The organism is Streptomyces sp. NPDC015139 (assembly GCF_043079785.1).
GTDB lineage: Bacteria > Actinomycetota > Actinomycetes > Streptomycetales > Streptomycetaceae > Streptomyces > Streptomyces albidocamelliae.
In genome coordinates this window covers 15,267-30,967 of sequence record NZ_JBIBUW010000030.1, presented here as the reverse complement: position 1 = coordinate 30,967, position 15,701 = coordinate 15,267, and the positions used below count along the sequence as shown (strand labels likewise).

The following is a 15,701-nucleotide window of genomic DNA, read 5'->3' as shown; positions in this document are numbered from 1 at the left end:
GGCGGCCGGCTTGACGGCCGCCCCTCTTTTGCACCACCCTTTCACTACTCAATTAGTGAAAGGGTGGTTCTACGGGTGGTCGAGTACCGCATCGACCGGCACAGCGGGGTCGCCACGTACGTCCAGATCGTCCAGCAGACCAAGCAGGCGCTCCGCCTGGGCCTGCTGCGACCTGGCGACAAGCTGCCGACGGCCCGCGAGGTGGTCGAGGCCACCGCGATCAACCCCAACACCGTCCTCAAGGCCTACCGCGAACTCGAACGCGAGGGCCTGGTGGAGGCGCGGCGCGGGCTCGGCACCTTCGTCCGGCGCTCACTGGGCGCCGCTCCGGCCGACTCCCCCCTCCGCGCGGAGCTGGAGGAATGGGCGGCGCGGGCCGCCACGGCGGGCCTGGACCGGGACGACGTGGCCGCACTCTTCACCGCCGTACTCGACCGGCACTTCGCTGAGCCCGCCCCGCATCCGGCGGCGCCCCTCCGTCAGGCACCCGAACAGCACTTCCAGGGAGAACCTTCATGAGCGACACGGCGATCGAGGCCATCGGCCTCGGCAGGCGCTTCGGGCGCCGGGGCGGCTGGGCGCTGCGCGACTGCGCCTTCCGGCTGCCCGCGGGCCGGGTGTGTGCCGTCGTCGGGCCCAACGGCGCCGGCAAGTCGACGCTGCTCGCCCTCGCCGCCGGACTGCTGCCCCCCACGGAGGGCCGCGTACGGGTGCTCGGCACCGGCCCGGCCGAGGCCCGCCCCCGGGTCGGCTTCATCGCCCAGGACAAGCCGCTGTACCCGCAGCTCACCGTTGCCGAGACGCTGCGCATGGGCGCCGACCTCAACCCCGGCCGCTGGGACGCGGCCCTCGCGGAGCAGGTCGTCGCGGGCGGTGACCTGGACCCCCGGTCCCGCGTCCGCGCCCTCTCCGGCGGCCAGCGCACCCGGGTCGCCCTCGCCCTGGCCCTCGGCAAGCGGCCCGAACTGCTGCTCCTGGACGAGCCGATGGCCGACCTCGACCCGCTGGCCCGGCACGAGCTGATGGGGACGCTGATGGCCGAGGCCGCCCGGCACGGGACCACGATCGTGATGTCCTCGCACGTCGTCGCCGAGCTGGAGGACTCCTGCGACCACCTGCTGCTGGTCGGCGGCGGCCGGATACGGCTGGCCGGGGAGATCGACGACCTGCTCGCCGCCCATGTGCGGGTGAGCGGCGCCGCCGACTCCGCCGGCCTCGACCCCCACACCGTGGTCGAGTCCCGGGTGACCGGCCGCCAGCTCACCGCGCTGGTCCGCCCCGCCGGACCGCTCCCCGCCGACTGGCGCCGCTCCACGCCGTCCCTGGAGGAGCTGGTCCTCGCCCACCTGCGCAACCCCCAGGCCCCCGCGCTGACCGCGGCCACGGCCCCCGCCGAGGAGAGTGCCGCGTGACGACCGCCCCCGCCGGCCGGCCCCGCACGGCCCGCTGGCTGCTGCGCCTGCACCGCCCCGCGCTGATCGTCTGGGCGTGCCTGGTGGTCGCGCTGGCCGCCCTGCTGCTCGCTCTGCACGGCCCGCTCACCGACGCCGCCGCCGAGGGCTGGCGGCAGTACGACGCCTGCCGCGACGCCGGCCGTTGCGCGTACGACCAGGACGCCATCCTGCGCTACAAGGACTTCGCCGGCTACGCCACCCTCGCCCTGAACGCGCTGCCCCTCCTGGTCGCCGCCTGGGCGGGCGCCGCCCTGATCGGGCGCGAGCTGGAGTCCGGCACGGCCCGGCTGGCCTGGACGCAGAGCACCTCACCGGCCCGCTGGCTGACGCTCCGGCTGGCACTGCCGGCGGCCGCCGTCACCGTCGGCACCGGCCTGCTGTGCCGGCTGCACCGCCTCGCCTGGGCGGCGGGCGACGGCCGCGTCGACACCGCCAAGCGCTGGTACGACCTCTTCACCTTCAACGCCGGCGGTCCCACCGTCGCCGCCCTGGCCCTCGCCGGGCTCGCGGCCGGCACGCTGGCGGCGCTGCTGCTCCGCCGTACGCTGCCCGCGCTGATCGTCGGCGCGGTGGCCACCCTGGGCATCGCCGGGGCGGCCGCGCTGCTCATGCCCCACCTGTGGCCGGCGGTCACCCTGACCAGCGCTCTGGACGAGAACTACCCGAACGTGGACGGCCTCGTCGTCGACCAGGGCCTCGTGTCCGCCACGGGCGCCCGTCTGCCGATCCCCGACTGCGACACCGGCGCCGGGTGCAGCGCCGCCTACGACCGGGCGGTGGGCTACTTCACCACCTACCACCCCGTCTCCCACTACTGGCCGCTCCAGCTCACCACCACCGCGCTGCTGCTGGCCGTCACCGGGCTGCTGGCGGCCGGCTCCTTCCTGGCGCTGCGCCGGCTGACCGGCCCCCTGCGGACCGCCGGGGCGGCTGCCGGGACCCCGTCGACCGACACCCTCGCAGGAGCCGCCGCGTGACCGCCCTCGCCCCCACCCGCCCGGCCGTCCGCCGCACCCTGCTGCGCCTGCACCGCCCCGCCCTGCTCGTCTGGGCCGCCTTCGTCGTCCTCGTCGTCGGGGAACTGCTCTGGGTGCACCTCTCCGGGGCGCCCCGGGACCGGGCCTGCCGGCGGCCGGGCGGCTGGTGCAGCTACACCGCCCTCACCGACGTCAACAACGTCATGAACCTGATCGGGACCGTCCTCACCTACGCCCCGTGCGCGGTCGCCGCCTGGGCGGGCGGCGCCCTGATCGCCCGCGAGCTGGAGTCCGGCACCGCGAAGCTGGCCTGGACCCAGGCCGCCTCCCCGGCCCGCTGGCTCACGGCGAAGCTCACCGCGGCCGCCGTACCGCTGCTGACCGGCGGCGCCGTCCTCGCCGTGGTCTTCGACCGGGTGTGGAGCACGGACCGGGACGTCCTGGTCACGAACTGGAGCTGGGACCGCGTCTTCGTCCCGCGCGGCCCGCTGCTGCCCGCGCTGGTGCTGTTCGCCCTCGCCGCCGGTGTCCTCGCCGGGCTGGCCCTGGGCCGCACGCTGCCCGCCCTGGGCGTCGCCCTGGCCGCCACCCTGCTCCTGCGGTCCTTCCTGCGCGACCTGTGGCAGCCGTTGCGCGGCACGCTGCACGGATTCCGGTCCCTGAACCTGGCCGCCACCGGCATGGTCCTCGCCCTGACCGTGCTCGCGACCGCCGCGGCGTACGCCGTACTGCGCCGCCGGGCCGTCTGAGACGGCCGCGACCCGAGCCCGTACGCCCCTCCGCGGGGGGAGGGACGTACGGGATCGTCGTTTCCGGTGCGAAATCCGTCGCTTTCGCGACGAAGACCCCCGGGAGCCGCCCCGCGCTATCCCGCACGTCATGTCTCCGTAACCATCGATTCAGCCAGGCTTGCGACGCTCGGCCAATGAAGCCCGCCGTGCCAGAGCCTTCGCCGCCCCCCGAGGGGTCCGCGCCGAACGGGGCCGTGACGCTCCCGCCCGCACGTTCCGACGCGCCTGTGTCGCCCCTCGCGCGGAAGAATGGGTTCATGAGTCAGCAAGACACCCAGGCAGAGGTTCAGCACCCGCAGCCCTCCGTGGGCTCCATCGCCGCGCACCGTCAGCACGCCGTGTCCGCGGCGGTCTCCGACCTCGAGCCCGACCTCGACGCCGACCTCGACGCCTACGAGGAGTCGCGGGCCGACGGCACGCCCCTGCCGCAGGGGCGCTTCCTCGACCGGGAGCGCAGCTGGCTCGCCTTCAACGAGCGCGTCCTGGAACTGGCCGAGGACCCCGACACCCCCCTGCTGGAGCGCGCCAACTTCCTCGCGATCTTCGCCAGCAACCTGGACGAGTTCTTCATGGTCCGGGTGGCCGGTCTGAAGCGCCGGATCGCCACGGGGGTCGCCACCCGCTCCGCCTCCGGCCTCCAGCCGCGCGAGGTGCTGGAGATGATCTGGGCCCGCTCCCGCGAGCTGATGGCCCGGCACGCCGCCTGCTACCACGAGGACGTCGCCCCCGCACTCGCGGAGGAGGGCATCCACCTGGTCCGCTGGAGCGAGCTGACCGAGAAGGAGCAGGCACGGCTCTTCACGCTCTTCCGGCACCAGATCTTCCCGGTCCTGACCCCGCTGGCGGTGGACCCGGCGCACCCGTTCCCGTACATCTCCGGCCTGTCGCTGAACCTGGCCGTCGTCGTACGCAACCCGGTGAGCGGTCACAAGCACTTCGCGCGCGTGAAGGTGCCGCCGCTGCTGTCCCGCTTCCTGGAGAGCAGCCCCGGCCGCTACGTCCCCATCGAGGACGTCATCGCCGCGCACCTGGAAGAGCTGTTCCCGGGCATGGAGGTGCTAGAGCACCACGCCTTCCGCCTCACCCGCAACGAGGACCTCGAGGTCGAGGAGGACGACGCCGAGAACCTCCTGCAGGCCCTGGAGAAGGAGCTCATGCGGCGCCGCTTCGGCCCGCCGGTGCGCCTGGAGGTCGAGGAGTCCGTCGACCGCGAGGTGCTGGACCTGCTGGTCCGCGAGCTGAAGATCTCCGAGGCGGAGGTCTACCCGCTGCCCGGCCCGCTGGACCTCACCGGCCTCTTCCGCATCCACAGCCTCGACCGGCAGGAGCTGAAGTACCCGAAGTTCATCGCCGGCACCCACCGCGACCTCGCCGAAGTCGAGTCGGCGTCCGCGCCGGACATCTTCGCCGCCCTGCGCGCGCGTGACGTGCTGCTGCACCACCCGTACGACAGCTTCTCCACCTCCGTGCAGGCCTTCCTGGAGCAGGCGGCGGCCGACCCGGACGTCCTCGCGATCAAGCAGACCCTGTACCGCACCTCCGGCGACTCCCCGATAGTCGACGCGCTCATCGACGCCGCCGAGTCCGGCAAGCAGGTCCTGGTCCTGGTCGAGATCAAGGCCCGGTTCGACGAGCACGCCAACATCAAGTGGGCCCGCAAGCTGGAGGAGTCCGGCTGCCACGTCGTCTACGGCCTGGTCGGCCTGAAGACGCACTGCAAGCTCTCCCTGGTGGTCCGCCAGGAGGGCGAGACCCTGCGCCGCTACAGCCACGTCGGCACGGGCAACTACCACCCGAAGACGGCCCGCCTGTACGAGGACCTCGGCCTGCTCACCGCCGACCCCCAGGTCGGCGCGGACCTCTCCGACCTCTTCAACCGCCTGTCCGGCTACTCGCGCCGCGAGACGTACCGCCGGCTCCTGGTGGCCCCCAAGTCCCTGCGGGACGGGCTGGTCGCGCGGATCGACAAGGAGGCCCAGCACCACCGTGCGGGCCGCCCGGCCTTCGTCCGCATCAAGGTCAACTCGATGGTCGACGAGGCGGTCATCGACGCCCTCTACCGCGCGTCCCAGGCGGGCGTCCCGGTCGACGTCTGGGTACGCGGCATCTGCGCCGTCCGCCCCGGCGTCGCCGGCCTGTCGGAGAACATCCGGGTCCGCTCGATCCTCGGCCGCTTCCTGGAGCACTCCCGGGTCTTCGCCTTCGGCAACGGCGGCGAGCCGGAGGTGTGGATCGGCAGCGCCGACATGATGCACCGCAACCTCGACCGCCGGATAGAGGCCCTGGTCCGGGTCGTCGACCCCGGCCACCGCGCAGCCCTCAACCGGCTGCTGGACACCGGCATGTCCGACGGCACCGCCTCCTGGCACCTCGGCCCGGACGGCGAGTGGACGCGACACGCGACCGACGCGGACGGCCAACCCCTGCGCAACGTCCAGGAGATGCTCATAGACGCCCGGAGGCGCCGGCGTGGCACAGCAACACCTTGACCCGACGGACCCCACGGCTGGCGTGGTGACGGGAGAGTCCCTGGCGGGCTACCTGCGCGCCCAGGCCACGGAGTTCCTCCGCGCGCTGCGCCTGCACCGGGAGACCGGCGGCTCCCCGGCCGGCGCGGGGGAGTCCGTCGACGCGGCACGCGCCCTGCGCCGCTCGGCCCGCCGCATCAGCGGCAGCCTGCACACCTTCCGTCCGCTCCTCGACCCCGACTGGTCCGAGGAGATGCGGCCCGAACTGGCGTGGCTGTCCGGCACGCTGGGCCTGGAGCACGCGTACGAGGGCCGGCTGGAGCGGCTGCTGCTGGCGCTGCACCGGCTGTCGGGGGCCGCGGTGTTCCCCGCGCAGGCCGTCGCCGCCACGTCGGCGCCGGCGAACCCCGCCGGCCCGGCCCACCCGGCGGCGGCCCAGGAGCGCGGCAACCTCACCGTGGGCGCGGCGAAAGCGGGCGCGCTGCTCGAACGCCAGCTGACCCTCGCCCGGACCCGGGCCCACTCCACCGCCCTCCAGGCCCTGGGTTCGAGCCGCTTCCACGCCGTCGCCGACAAGGTCGCCGTACTCGCCAGCGAGGTGCCCCTCACCCCCGCCGCGGCCACCACGGACCTGCGGCCGCCCGCCGCCGCCGCGGAGGAACGCCTCACGGACGCCGTCACCGCCCTCCCCCTGGTCACCGCGGGCCACCCCTACAACGCGGAGGCCCTGGTCCACGGGCTGTCCCCGGACCCGGCCCCGCACCCCCAGGACGGCCCCTGGCACCAGGTCCGCCTGCTGTTGCGCCTGCACCGGTACGCCCGTGAGGTGCTGCACGGCGGCAAACTCCCGGTCGAGGTGCGGCTGCTGACGGCGGGCCAGGCCCTGAACCGGCACCGGGACGCCTCGGAGGCGGCCGCGGCGGCCGCGCAGGCGGCCCGCACCCCCCGCATCGCGCCCGCGACGGCCTACGCGCTCGGTGTGCTCCACGCCGACCAGCGGCACGAGGTGGAGGCGGCCCGGTTCGCGTTCCAGCAGGCCTGGCAGAAGCAGACCGCCAAGGTGCCCTGAGCCCCCGAGGAGGCGGTGTGGACGAGACCCTGGTCCGGGCGGCGGGCTGCGTGCTGTGGCGCCGCTCCCCGGTCGCCGGCGACCTGGAGATCTGCCTGGTCCACCGGCCGAAGTACGACGACTGGTCCCACCCCAAGGGCAAGCTCAAACGGGGTGAGGATCCGCTCGCGGGCGCCCTGCGCGAGGTCGCGGAGGAGACCGGGTACACGGCGGAGCCCGGCGGCGAGCTGCCGACCGTGCACTACCTGGCGAGCGGCCGCCCGAAACAGGTGCGGTACTGGGCGGCGGAGGCGGTTTCCGGCCACTTCACCCCGAACGACGAGGTGGACCGGATCCTGTGGCTCTCCCCCGCGGCGGCCCGCGGCCGGCTCACCCAGCCCCGCGACCGTGACCTGGTGGACGCCCTGCTCCGGCCGTCCGAACACCTGGGACGGGGCGGCTGAGCCCCGTCACGGCGCCGCCGCGTGCCCCTCGGCGTCCGTGCGGGCCTGGCTCCGGGCCCGGCGGGCGGGACCACGCCAGCCACAGCTGCATCTGGCGACACAGAAGCGGCCCTGCTCCGACGTCGTGGTGAGGTGCTGCTCCCCGGAGCGGGCCGGCTCCGGCCCGTCCTCCTGTGCCGCTTCGACTGCCACGGTGACAACGTTACCGAGGACGTGGCCGGGGAGGCGCACGGCCTGCCACCGCTCCTCGCCCGCCCTCTCGCGCCACCGCGGGCTCCCCACGCCTTCCCCCGCGCCCCCGGCCCGTGCGTGACGGCACCCCCTACCGGTCGTTAACCGGTCGACAGGGGGCCCGTGACGGACGTACCGGCTGGGGGTAGGCAGGCCATGGATCGGCGGCAGCACAGGCACGCGGGCAGGACGGTCGTCGCGGTGGGCATCATGCTCGGCCTGGGCACGGCCGCCACGGGCTGCTCCCCCAGCGGAGCCGCCGCCGAGGACGTCAAGGGCGGCGGCGACCCGGTGGCCGTGCTGCACCGGGCGGCCGACACCCTGCGCGGCGCGGGCAGCTCCAAGGCCACCACCTCGATGGAGATGGCGACCGGCGGCACCCGCGTCACCATCCGCGGCAGAGGGGTCTACGACTACCGGCGCCGGCTCGGCCGGCTCACCGTGGTCCTCCCGGAGGACCCCACCGGCGCCTCGGAGCACCGGCCCATCACCGAACTCCTGGCCCCGGGCGCCCTGTTCATGAAGAACCGGGGCGCCGGAGTGCCCGCCGACAAATGGGTGCGGGTGGAGACGGCGACCCTGTCCGACGGCAACCTGGTCACCGGCGGCGCGACCGACCCGTACGCGGCGGCCGAGGTGCTGCGCGGCACGCGTACGGCGGCCTACCTCGGCAGGACCGAGGTCGCCGGCACACCGGTGCGGCACTACCGGGGGACGGCCGACCTGGGTGTGGCGGCGCGGTACGCCTCCGCCGAGGGCAGGGCGGCCCTCGCGGCGGCGGCGAAAGGGTTCGCCACCGCCCGGGTGCCGTTCGACGCCTACCTGGACGACCAGGGCCGCATCCGCAAGCTCCGGCAGCGCTTCAGCTTCGTCAACGGCCGGGAGAAGAACGCCGTGGCGGTCGCCTCGACGACGCTGCTGTACGCCTTCGGCGTCCCCGCGGACGTACGCCTGCCACGCCGGTCGGACATCTACGCCGGCCGGATCGCGGGGGACGGGACGGCGGGCGGCGCGGCCGGAGACGAACCGGCGCACTAGTCCGGGACACCACCCCGTAAGTAGCCCGTCCGTGCCATGCGCGGTGTGTGGAGCCCTGCCTACTCTAGGAAGTCGGTGACGGCGGAGGAGAGGTGAGGCGGGTGGCCCCGGTCGGCGGTACGGCGGTACAGGACCACGTGGCCCTCGCCGAGATCGAGCTGTGCGGAGAGCTGATCATCGCGGCCTCGGCGGCCGAGGACCGGCTCAGCCTGGAGAGCATCGACGAGGTGCTGCGGGTGGCCGAGGAGCGGCAGGACTGATCCGCCGGAGCGGATCCGGCCCCGGGCGCCGGCCCCGAGTCGCCCGGCTCAGGTGCGCAGCAGGCGGCCGATCGCCTTCGTCGCCTCGTCGACCTTCGCGTCGATCTCGTCACCGCCCTTGAGGGCCGCGTCGGCCACGCAGTGCCGCAGGTGCTCCTCCAGCAGTTGCAGCGCGAAGGACTGCAGGGCCTTGGTGGAGGCGGAGACCTGCGTGAGTATGTCGATGCAGTACGTGTCCTCCTCGACCATCCGCTGCAGCCCGCGGATCTGCCCCTCGATCCGGCGCAGCCGCTTGAGGTGCTCGTCCTTCTGCTTGTGGTAGCCGTGCGTGGCGCCGGCCTCGGTCGTCGTCATCGCGGGCCTCCGTCTCGGGACGAGGTGTGGACACAATCCGGGATACATACCCCTGGTGGGTATATGGTAACCAACTTTGCGGGGTACAGAGCCCTTGGTACGCCCCCGTGCTGATCACTCTGCCCGATGGGCGACACTGGGATGCGGCCCGATAGCCGTGGCCGGATGATGCGCCTAGCATCAGCCTGACCGAAACCGAAGCACCCCGAGGACCCCACGTGCGCTTTCGTCTGACCCCCAGGGAGACGAGCTTCTACGACATGTTCGCCGCATCCGCGGACAACATCGTCACCGGCTCGAAGCTCCTGATGGAACTGCTCGGGGCGGACTCCTCCGCCCGGGCCGAGATCGCGGAGCGTATGCGGGCAGCGGAACACGCAGGTGACGACGCCACGCACGCGATCTTCCACCAGCTGAACTCCTCCTTCATCACGCCGTTCGACCGGGAGGACATCTACACCCTCGCCGGGTCGCTCGACGACATCATGGACTTCATGGAGGAGGCCGTCGACCTGGTCGTCCTCTACAACGTGGAGGAGCTGCCGAAGGGCGTCGAGCAGCAGATCGAGGTGCTGGCCCGAGCGGCCGAGCTGACGGCGGAGGCCATGCCGAACCTCCGCACGATGGACAACCTCACCGAGTACTGGATCGAGGTCAACCGGCTGGAGAACCAGGCGGACCAGATCCACCGCAAGCTGCTCGCCCACCTCTTCAACGGCAAGTACGACGCGATCGAGGTGCTGAAGCTCAAGCAGATCGTGGACGTCCTGGAAGAGGCGGCGGACGCGTTCGAGCACGTGGCGAACACGGTGGAGACCATCGCCGTCAAGGAGTCCTGAGGCGTCGATGGACACCTTCGCCCTGATCGTGACCATCGCGGTCGCGCTCTTCTTCACGTACACGAACGGCTTCCACGACTCCGCGAACGCGATCGCCACGTCGGTGTCGACGCGGGCGCTGACCCCGCGGGCGGCTCTCGCCATGGCCGCCGTCATGAACCTCGCCGGCGCCTTCCTGGGCTCCGGGGTCGCCAAGACCGTCAGCGAGGGCCTGATCGAGACGCCCAAGGGCTCCACGGGCATGGCGATCCTCTTCGCGGCCCTGGTCGGCGCGATCGTCTGGAACCTGATCACCTGGTACTTCGGCCTGCCCTCCTCGTCCTCCCACGCCCTGTTCGGCGGCCTGGTGGGCGCGGCCCTCGCGGGCGGCACGGAGGTGCTGTGGAACGGCGTCGTCGACAAGGTCATCATCCCGATGTTCCTGTCGCCGGTCGTCGGTCTGATCGTCGGCTATCTGGTGATGACGGCGATCATGTGGCTGTTCCGCCGGTCCAACCCGCACAAGGCGAAGCGGGGCTTCCGCATCGCGCAGACCGTGTCGGCCGCCGGCATGGCGCTCGGCCACGGTCTCCAGGACGCCCAGAAGACGATGGGTGTCGTGGTGATGGCGCTGGTGATCTCCGGCCACGAGACGTACGGCGACCCGATCCCGGTGTGGGTGAAGATCGTCTGCGCGATCATGCTGTCGCTGGGCACGTACGCGGGTGGCTGGCGCATCATGCGGACCCTCGGCCGCAAGATCATCGAGCTCGACCCGCCGCAGGGTTTCGCCGCCGAGACGACCGGTGCGTCGATCATGTTCACCACGGCGTTCATCTTCAAGGCGCCGATCTCCACGACCCACGTCATCACCTCGGCGATCATGGGTGTCGGCGCGACGAAGCGGGTCAACGCCGTCCGCTGGGGCGTGGCCAAGAACATCGTCCTCGGCTGGTTCATCACGATGCCGGCGGCGGCCCTGGTGGCCGCGGCGGCCTTCGGCCTGATCAACCTGACGGTCCTGTAGCGCCCCTCTCCGCACAGCCCCGCCCACCTCCACCCCCGGCCGAAACCGGGACAGGGGGTGGGCGTCCGGCTTTCAGCCCACGGCACGAAGGGGCGAGCGGCGGGGATGGGCCGGCCCCCGGCGGGCCGGGCCGGCGACCGCCGCGGGGCGCGTACGCGAGCGGTCCGGACAGGCCGCACCCGGCGCTCACCAGGCGAACCGGCCCCCCGACCCCCGCCCCATCGGTTCGCCTCACGCCGCCCAAGAGCGCCAGGGCCTGCGGCCGGCTCCGCTTCCAGGCTTCCGGCCCGGGCGCCGGGGCCGGCGCCGGAAGGTCCGGGCTCGCCGTGCGCGCCGGGCACCACCTGAGTGCGGCACCCCGCCGGAGGCGAAACGCAGGGGCCCGCCCCCGTTGACCGGGGGCGGGCCCTTTTGCGTCCTCGCGGTGGCACCGCCATGCAGCACCGCGAGGGGTTCGTGCGCGCGTCCTCGGACCGGCCGGGACCGCGGTGTCCGTCAGCCGAAGCGGCCGGAGATGTAGTCCTCCGTGGCCTGCACGGACGGGTTGGAGAAGATCCGCTCGGTGTCGTCGATCTCGATCAGCCGGCCCGGCTGCCCGACGGCGGCCAGGTTGAAGAACGCCGTACGGTCCGAGACACGCGCCGCCTGCTGCATGTTGTGCGTCACGATGACGATCGTGAAGCGCTCCTTCAGCTCACCGATCAGGTCCTCGATGGCGAGGGTGGAGATCGGGTCCAGCGCGGAGCACGGCTCGTCCATCAGCAGCACCTTCGGCTCGACCGCGATCGCCCGGGCGATGCACAGACGCTGCTGCTGGCCACCGGAGAGCCCGGAGCCCGGCTTGTTCAGGCGGTCCTTGACCTCGTTCCAGAGGTTCGCGCCCTTGAGCGACTTCTCGACGATGTCGCTCAGCTGGCTCTTCTTGTAGTTGCCGTTCAGGCGCAGCCCCGCCGCCACGTTGTCGAAGATCGACATCGTGGGGAAGGGGTTCGGGCGCTGGAAGACCATGCCGACCTCGCGGCGCACCGACACCGGGTCGATGCCCGTGCCGTACAGGTCCTCGTCGTCGAGGAGCACCTTGCCCTCGACGCGGCCGCCCGGGGTGACCTCGTGCATGCGGTTCAGCGTGCGCAGGAACGTCGACTTGCCGCAGCCGGAGGGGCCGATGAACGCCGTCACCGAACGCGGCTCGACGGTCATCGAGATGTCTTCGATCGCCTTGTGGGATCCGTAGTAGGCGGTGAGTCCGCTTACGTCGATTCGCTTGGCCATGTCTACTTCACTTCCAGAAATTCAGGCTCGGTCGCTGTGTGGCCGCGTCAGCGACCGGTCTTCGGGGCCTTCCAGCGGGCGATTCCGCGGGCCACCAGGTTGAGGATCATCACGAAGGCGATCAGCGCGAGCGAGGCCGCCCACGCACGGTCGTACGCCGCACCGCTACCCGCGCTGTTCGCGAACTGCTGGTAGATGTACAGCGGCAGCGACGCCTGCGCACCCTCGAAGGGGTTGTTGTTGATGAACGGGTTGCCGAAGACCAGCAGCAGCACCGGCGCGGTCTCACCGGCGATGCGGGCGACCGCCAGCATGATGCCGGTGGTGATGCCGCCGATGGAGGTCGGCAGGACCACCTTCAGGATCGTGCGCCACTTCGGCACGCCGAGGGCCAGGGATGCCTCGCGCAGCTCGTTCGGGACGAGCTTGAGCATCTCCTCGGTGGAGCGGACGACGACCGGCATCATCAGGATGGCCAGGGCCAGCGAACCGGCGAAGCCGAACGGCTGCATCTTGAAGATGAGCATCAGGCTGAGGATGAACAGACCCGCGACGATCGACGGGATGCCCGTCATGACGTCGACGAAGAAGGTGACCGCCTTGGCGAGCTTGCCCCGCCCGTACTCCACCAGGTAGATCGCGGTGAGCACGCCGATCGGGGCGCCGATCAGGGTGGCGAGGCCGACCTGCTCCAGGCTGCCGATGATGGCGTGGTAGATGCCGCCGCCGGGCTCGGTGTCGGCGACGACACCCATCGAGTGGGTCAGGAAGTAGACGTCGAGGACCTTCACACCGCGTGCGACGGTCACCCAGATCAGGGAGACCAGCGGCACCACGGCGACCACGAAGGCCACCCAGACGAGGCTGGTCGCGATGCGGTCCTTGGCCTGCCGGCGGCCCTCGACGCGCGCGGCGATCACGTACGTGCCGAGGACGAACAGGACGGCGGCGATCAGGCCCCACTGGACGCTGCTGTGCAGTCCGGCGGCCAGCGAGATGCCGATGCCGAGGGCGAGCGAGCCGGCGGCGATCGCCCAGGGCGACCACTTCGGCAGGCTGGCGCCGCGCAGGGTGCTGTGACGCTTGTGGCTGACGGCTGCGGTGCTCATGCGTTGGCCCCCGAGTACTCCGCACGGCGGGCGATGATCAGCCGGGCCGCGCCGTTGACCAGCAGGGTGATGACGAACAGGACCAGACCGGACGCGATGAGCGCGTCCCGGCCGAACTCCGTCGCCTCACTGAACTTGCTGGCGATGTTCTGCGCGAAGGTGCCGCCGCCCGGGTTGAGCAGGCTGGCCTGGATGTCGAAGGAGGGGGAGAGCACGGTGGCCACGGCCATCGTCTCGCCCAGCGCACGGCCGAGGCCCAGCATCGAGGCCGAGATCACGCCGGAGCGGCCGAAGGGCAGCACGGACATGCGGACGACCTCCCAGCGCGTGGCGCCGAGAGCCAGGGCCGCCTCCTCGTGCATCTGCGGGACCTGGCGGAAGACCTCGCGGCTCACGTTGGTGATGATCGGCAGGATCATGATCGCGAGCAGGATGCCCACGGTGAGCATCGAACGCGGGGCGCCCTCTTCCCAGGAGAACAGGCCGGTCCAGCCGAAGAAGTCGTTGAGCCAGCCGAAGAGGCCGTTCATGTGCGGGACCAGCACCAGCGCGCCCCACAGGCCGTACACGATGGACGGCACGGCGGCGAGCAGGTCGATCACGTAGGCGACCGGACCGGCGAGCCGGCGCGGCGCGTAGTGCGTGATGAACAGCGCGATGGCGACCGCGACCGGGACCGCGAGCAGCATGGCGACGACCGAGGAGACGATCGTGCCGAACGCCAGGACCGCGATGCCGAAGGTCGGCGGGATGAGGTTGGTGTTCCACTCGAAGGTGGTCAGGAAGTTGCCGTGGTCCTTGCTGATCGCGAGGGAGGCACGGTAGGTGAGGAAGACCGCGATCGCGGCCATGATCACCAGCAGCAGGATGCCCGAGCCGCGGGTGAGGCCGAGGAAGATCCGGTCACCGGGCCGGGTGGCGCCGCGGGCGGCGCGCTTCAGCTCGACCACGGAAGGCTGAGGGGTGGGGGGAGATGCGTCTGTCGTCTTCGTCGATATGTCCATCGGGTTCTCCGGTCTGCTGAGCCGTGCACCCCTGGGGGGTGACGACTCTTGGCGGCGGTGCACCGGACGGTGCGACCCGGTCCCCGGGGAGGCCGTGTGGACCGGGCCGCACTCTCGGATCAGGTCAGCTCAGGCCCTCGATGGTGGTGCGGACCTTGGCGATGATCTCGTTGGGGACGGGCGCGTAGTCGATGCCCGAGAGGACCTTCTGACCGTCCTCGCTCGCGATGTAGCGGAGGAAGGCCTTGGTGGCGGGCAGGGTGTCCGCCTTGTTGCCCTTGTCGCAGACGATCTCGTACGTGACCAGGGTGATCGGGTAGGCACCCTCGGCCTTGGTCTTGTAGTCGAGCTGCAGCGTCAGGTCCTTGCCGGTGCCGACGACCTTGGCGGCCGCGATGTCGGCGGTGGCGCTGTCGGAGCTCGGCGCGACCGGCTTGCTGGCACCGGTGTCGATGGAAACGGCCTTGATGCCGTCCTTGACGTAGGACAGCTCGAAGTAGCCGATGGCGCCGGAGGTCTGCTTGACCTGCTGGGCCACACCCGCGGACTGCGGAGCGGACTGGCCGCCCTTGGCCTGCCAGGCCTTGCCGCCGGAGTACTTCCAGTTGCCCGGGGTGGTGGCGATCAGGTACTTGGTGAAGTTGTCCGTGGTGCCGGACTCGTCAGAGCGGTGGAACGCCTGGATCTTGAGGTCGGGCAGCTTGACGCCCTTGTTCAGCTTGGCGATCGCCGGGTCGTTCCACTTGGTGATCTTGCTGTCGAAGATCTTCGCAAGGGTCGGGGCGTCCAGGACCAGGTTGTCGACACCCGGGACGTTGTAACCGAGGGCGATCGGGCCGCCGACCATCGGGAGGTCGATGCCCTGGCCGCCGTTGCAGACCTTCTTGGAAGCGGTGACCTCTTCCGGCTTCAGCGCGGAGTCGGAACCGGCGAAGGCGACCTGGCCCTGCGTGAACGCGGTCACACCGGCGCCGGAGCCGCCACCCTTGTAGTTGATCTGGACGCCACAGGCCTTGGAGAACTCCTTGACCCAGGCGTCGATCGCGTTCTTCTGCGCGGAGGAGCCGTCGGCGAGCAGCTGACCCTTGGCGTCGTCACACTTGATCGAGCCGGCGTTCGCGGCCGCGCTCGAGCTGCCCGTCGCCTTGCCACCGTCACCGTTGTCGTCCGAGCCGCACGCCGTGAGGGCCAGGGCGCCGGAGACGGCGACAGCACCGAGGGAGAGGGCGCGCAGCCGGTTCTTGCGCTGAAGCTTCACTTTCGGGTGTTCCTTCCTGAAGCCGCCGCTGTCGGCGGCGTGCGAGGTCGTGAGGTGAGGTGGGCGCATGTCTTGCCGCCCCTCCGCACCGTGCACGGCCGAAATTAGGCAGAACAGGTGAAGCCGCC

General features: G+C 71.8%; 17 protein-coding genes. 11 read left to right on the top strand and 6 right to left on the bottom strand.

The window, feature by feature from the left end; translation table 11 throughout:
• Positions 1 to 75: 75 nt before the first annotated feature.
• From ACF08B_RS39255 to ACF08B_RS39225, 7 genes are all read left to right on the top strand, one after another.
• Positions 76 to 519 (top strand): GntR family transcriptional regulator, encoded by a 444-nt coding sequence (locus tag ACF08B_RS39255; RefSeq protein WP_392321839.1) that lies wholly within the window; start codon positions 76 to 78, stop codon positions 517 to 519.
• The gene (locus ACF08B_RS39250) at positions 516 to 1,412 is read left to right on the top strand and encodes an ABC transporter ATP-binding protein (RefSeq protein WP_392321830.1); all 897 of its coding nucleotides are present in this window, start codon (positions 516 to 518) and stop codon (positions 1,410 to 1,412) included. Before ACF08B_RS39255 ends, ACF08B_RS39250 begins: the two co-directional genes overlap by 4 nt.
• Positions 1,409 to 2,431, top strand: a complete 1,023-nt coding sequence (locus ACF08B_RS39245; RefSeq protein WP_392321829.1) for an ABC transporter permease — start codon at positions 1,409 to 1,411, stop codon at positions 2,429 to 2,431. Before ACF08B_RS39250 ends, ACF08B_RS39245 begins: the two co-directional genes overlap by 4 nt.
• The gene (locus ACF08B_RS39240) at positions 2,428 to 3,180 is read left to right on the top strand and encodes a hypothetical protein (RefSeq protein WP_392321828.1); all 753 of its coding nucleotides are present in this window, start codon (positions 2,428 to 2,430) and stop codon (positions 3,178 to 3,180) included. The genes ACF08B_RS39245 and ACF08B_RS39240 overlap by 4 nt, the downstream gene beginning before the upstream one ends.
• 176 nt (positions 3,181 to 3,356) lie before the next feature.
• Positions 3,357 to 5,711, top strand: coding sequence for an RNA degradosome polyphosphate kinase (locus tag ACF08B_RS39235; RefSeq protein WP_392321827.1), 2,355 nt, complete (start codon positions 3,357 to 3,359; stop codon positions 5,709 to 5,711).
• Entirely contained in the window at positions 5,692 to 6,759 is a 1,068-nt protein-coding gene (locus tag ACF08B_RS39230) for a CHAD domain-containing protein (RefSeq protein WP_392321826.1), read from the top strand. The genes ACF08B_RS39235 and ACF08B_RS39230 overlap by 20 nt, the downstream gene beginning before the upstream one ends.
• Before the next feature lie 17 nt (positions 6,760 to 6,776).
• The gene (locus ACF08B_RS39225; protein WP_392321825.1) at positions 6,777 to 7,202 is read left to right on the top strand and encodes an NUDIX hydrolase; all 426 of its coding nucleotides are present in this window, start codon (positions 6,777 to 6,779) and stop codon (positions 7,200 to 7,202) included.
• A gap of 6 nt (positions 7,203 to 7,208) precedes the next feature.
• Here ACF08B_RS39225 and ACF08B_RS39220 read toward each other — a convergent pair whose 3' ends face one another.
• Positions 7,209 to 7,394, bottom strand: a complete 186-nt coding sequence (locus tag ACF08B_RS39220) for a hypothetical protein (RefSeq protein WP_093480806.1) — start codon at positions 7,392 to 7,394, stop codon at positions 7,209 to 7,211.
• 195 nt (positions 7,395 to 7,589) lie between these two features.
• Between ACF08B_RS39220 and ACF08B_RS39215 the strand changes: the two genes are divergently transcribed.
• Entirely contained in the window at positions 7,590 to 8,471 is an 882-nt protein-coding gene (locus ACF08B_RS39215) for a hypothetical protein (RefSeq protein ID WP_392321824.1), read from the top strand.
• A gap of 92 nt (positions 8,472 to 8,563) precedes the next feature.
• A complete protein-coding gene (locus tag ACF08B_RS39210; RefSeq protein WP_392321823.1) occupies positions 8,564 to 8,731 on the top strand; it encodes a hypothetical protein in 168 nt (55 codons plus the stop codon).
• A gap of 48 nt (positions 8,732 to 8,779) precedes the next feature.
• On the opposite strand, the gene ACF08B_RS39205 is transcribed toward ACF08B_RS39210, so the two are convergent.
• Complete coding sequence (locus ACF08B_RS39205) at positions 8,780 to 9,085, bottom strand: metal-sensitive transcriptional regulator (protein ID WP_073901267.1); 306 nt, start codon at positions 9,083 to 9,085, stop codon at positions 8,780 to 8,782.
• A 218-nt stretch (positions 9,086 to 9,303) separates the two neighbouring features.
• Here ACF08B_RS39205 and ACF08B_RS39200 point away from each other — a divergent pair, with 218 nt between their 5' ends.
• Together ACF08B_RS39200 and ACF08B_RS39195 are read left to right on the top strand one after the other, a co-directional pair.
• Positions 9,304 to 9,924, top strand: coding sequence for a DUF47 domain-containing protein (locus ACF08B_RS39200; protein WP_073901268.1), 621 nt, complete (start codon positions 9,304 to 9,306; stop codon positions 9,922 to 9,924).
• 7 nt (positions 9,925 to 9,931) lie between these two features.
• Positions 9,932 to 10,930 carry an anion permease gene (locus ACF08B_RS39195; RefSeq protein WP_392321822.1) on the top strand — a complete coding sequence of 333 codons (999 nt, stop codon included), beginning with the start codon at positions 9,932 to 9,934 and terminating at the stop codon, positions 10,928 to 10,930.
• A gap of 495 nt (positions 10,931 to 11,425) precedes the next feature.
• Here the strand turns inward: ACF08B_RS39195 and pstB are convergent, their stop codons facing one another.
• The 4 genes from pstB to pstS all read right to left on the bottom strand — a co-directional run bounded on the left by pstB (position 11,426) and on the right by pstS (position 15,573).
• Positions 11,426 to 12,202, bottom strand: coding sequence for a phosphate ABC transporter ATP-binding protein PstB (pstB, locus tag ACF08B_RS39190; RefSeq protein WP_392321821.1), 777 nt, complete (start codon positions 12,200 to 12,202; stop codon positions 11,426 to 11,428).
• Between the two features lie 47 nt (positions 12,203 to 12,249).
• Positions 12,250 to 13,311 (bottom strand): phosphate ABC transporter permease PstA, encoded by a 1,062-nt coding sequence (pstA, locus tag ACF08B_RS39185; protein WP_392321820.1) that lies wholly within the window; start codon positions 13,309 to 13,311, stop codon positions 12,250 to 12,252.
• Entirely contained in the window at positions 13,308 to 14,315 is a 1,008-nt protein-coding gene (pstC, locus tag ACF08B_RS39180) for a phosphate ABC transporter permease subunit PstC (protein ID WP_392321819.1), read from the bottom strand. The genes pstA and pstC overlap by 4 nt, the downstream gene beginning before the upstream one ends.
• A gap of 124 nt (positions 14,316 to 14,439) precedes the next feature.
• The gene (gene pstS / locus ACF08B_RS39175; RefSeq protein WP_392321818.1) at positions 14,440 to 15,573 is read right to left on the bottom strand and encodes a phosphate ABC transporter substrate-binding protein PstS; all 1,134 of its coding nucleotides are present in this window, start codon (positions 15,571 to 15,573) and stop codon (positions 14,440 to 14,442) included.
• Positions 15,574 to 15,701: the final 128 nt, after the last annotated feature.

Excerpts from the sequence above, each read along its gene's own strand:
- ACF08B_RS39250 (WP_392321830.1), top strand. The coding sequence starts at position 516 with ATGAGCGACACGGCGATCGAGGCCATCGGCCTCGGCAGGCGCTTCGGG.
- ACF08B_RS39205 (WP_073901267.1), bottom strand. The coding sequence starts at position 9,085 with ATGACGACGACCGAGGCCGGCGCCACGCACGGCTACCACAAGCAGAAG.
- pstA (WP_392321820.1), bottom strand. The coding sequence starts at position 13,311 with ATGAGCACCGCAGCCGTCAGCCACAAGCGTCACAGCACCCTGCGCGGC.
- ACF08B_RS39195 (WP_392321822.1), top strand. The coding sequence starts at position 9,932 with ATGGACACCTTCGCCCTGATCGTGACCATCGCGGTCGCGCTCTTCTTC.
- pstB (WP_392321821.1), bottom strand. The coding sequence starts at position 12,202 with ATGGCCAAGCGAATCGACGTAAGCGGACTCACCGCCTACTACGGATCC.
- ACF08B_RS39235 (WP_392321827.1), top strand. The coding sequence starts at position 3,357 with ATGAAGCCCGCCGTGCCAGAGCCTTCGCCGCCCCCCGAGGGGTCCGCG.
- ACF08B_RS39215 (WP_392321824.1), top strand. The coding sequence starts at position 7,590 with ATGGATCGGCGGCAGCACAGGCACGCGGGCAGGACGGTCGTCGCGGTG.
- pstC (WP_392321819.1), bottom strand. The coding sequence starts at position 14,315 with ATGGACATATCGACGAAGACGACAGACGCATCTCCCCCCACCCCTCAG.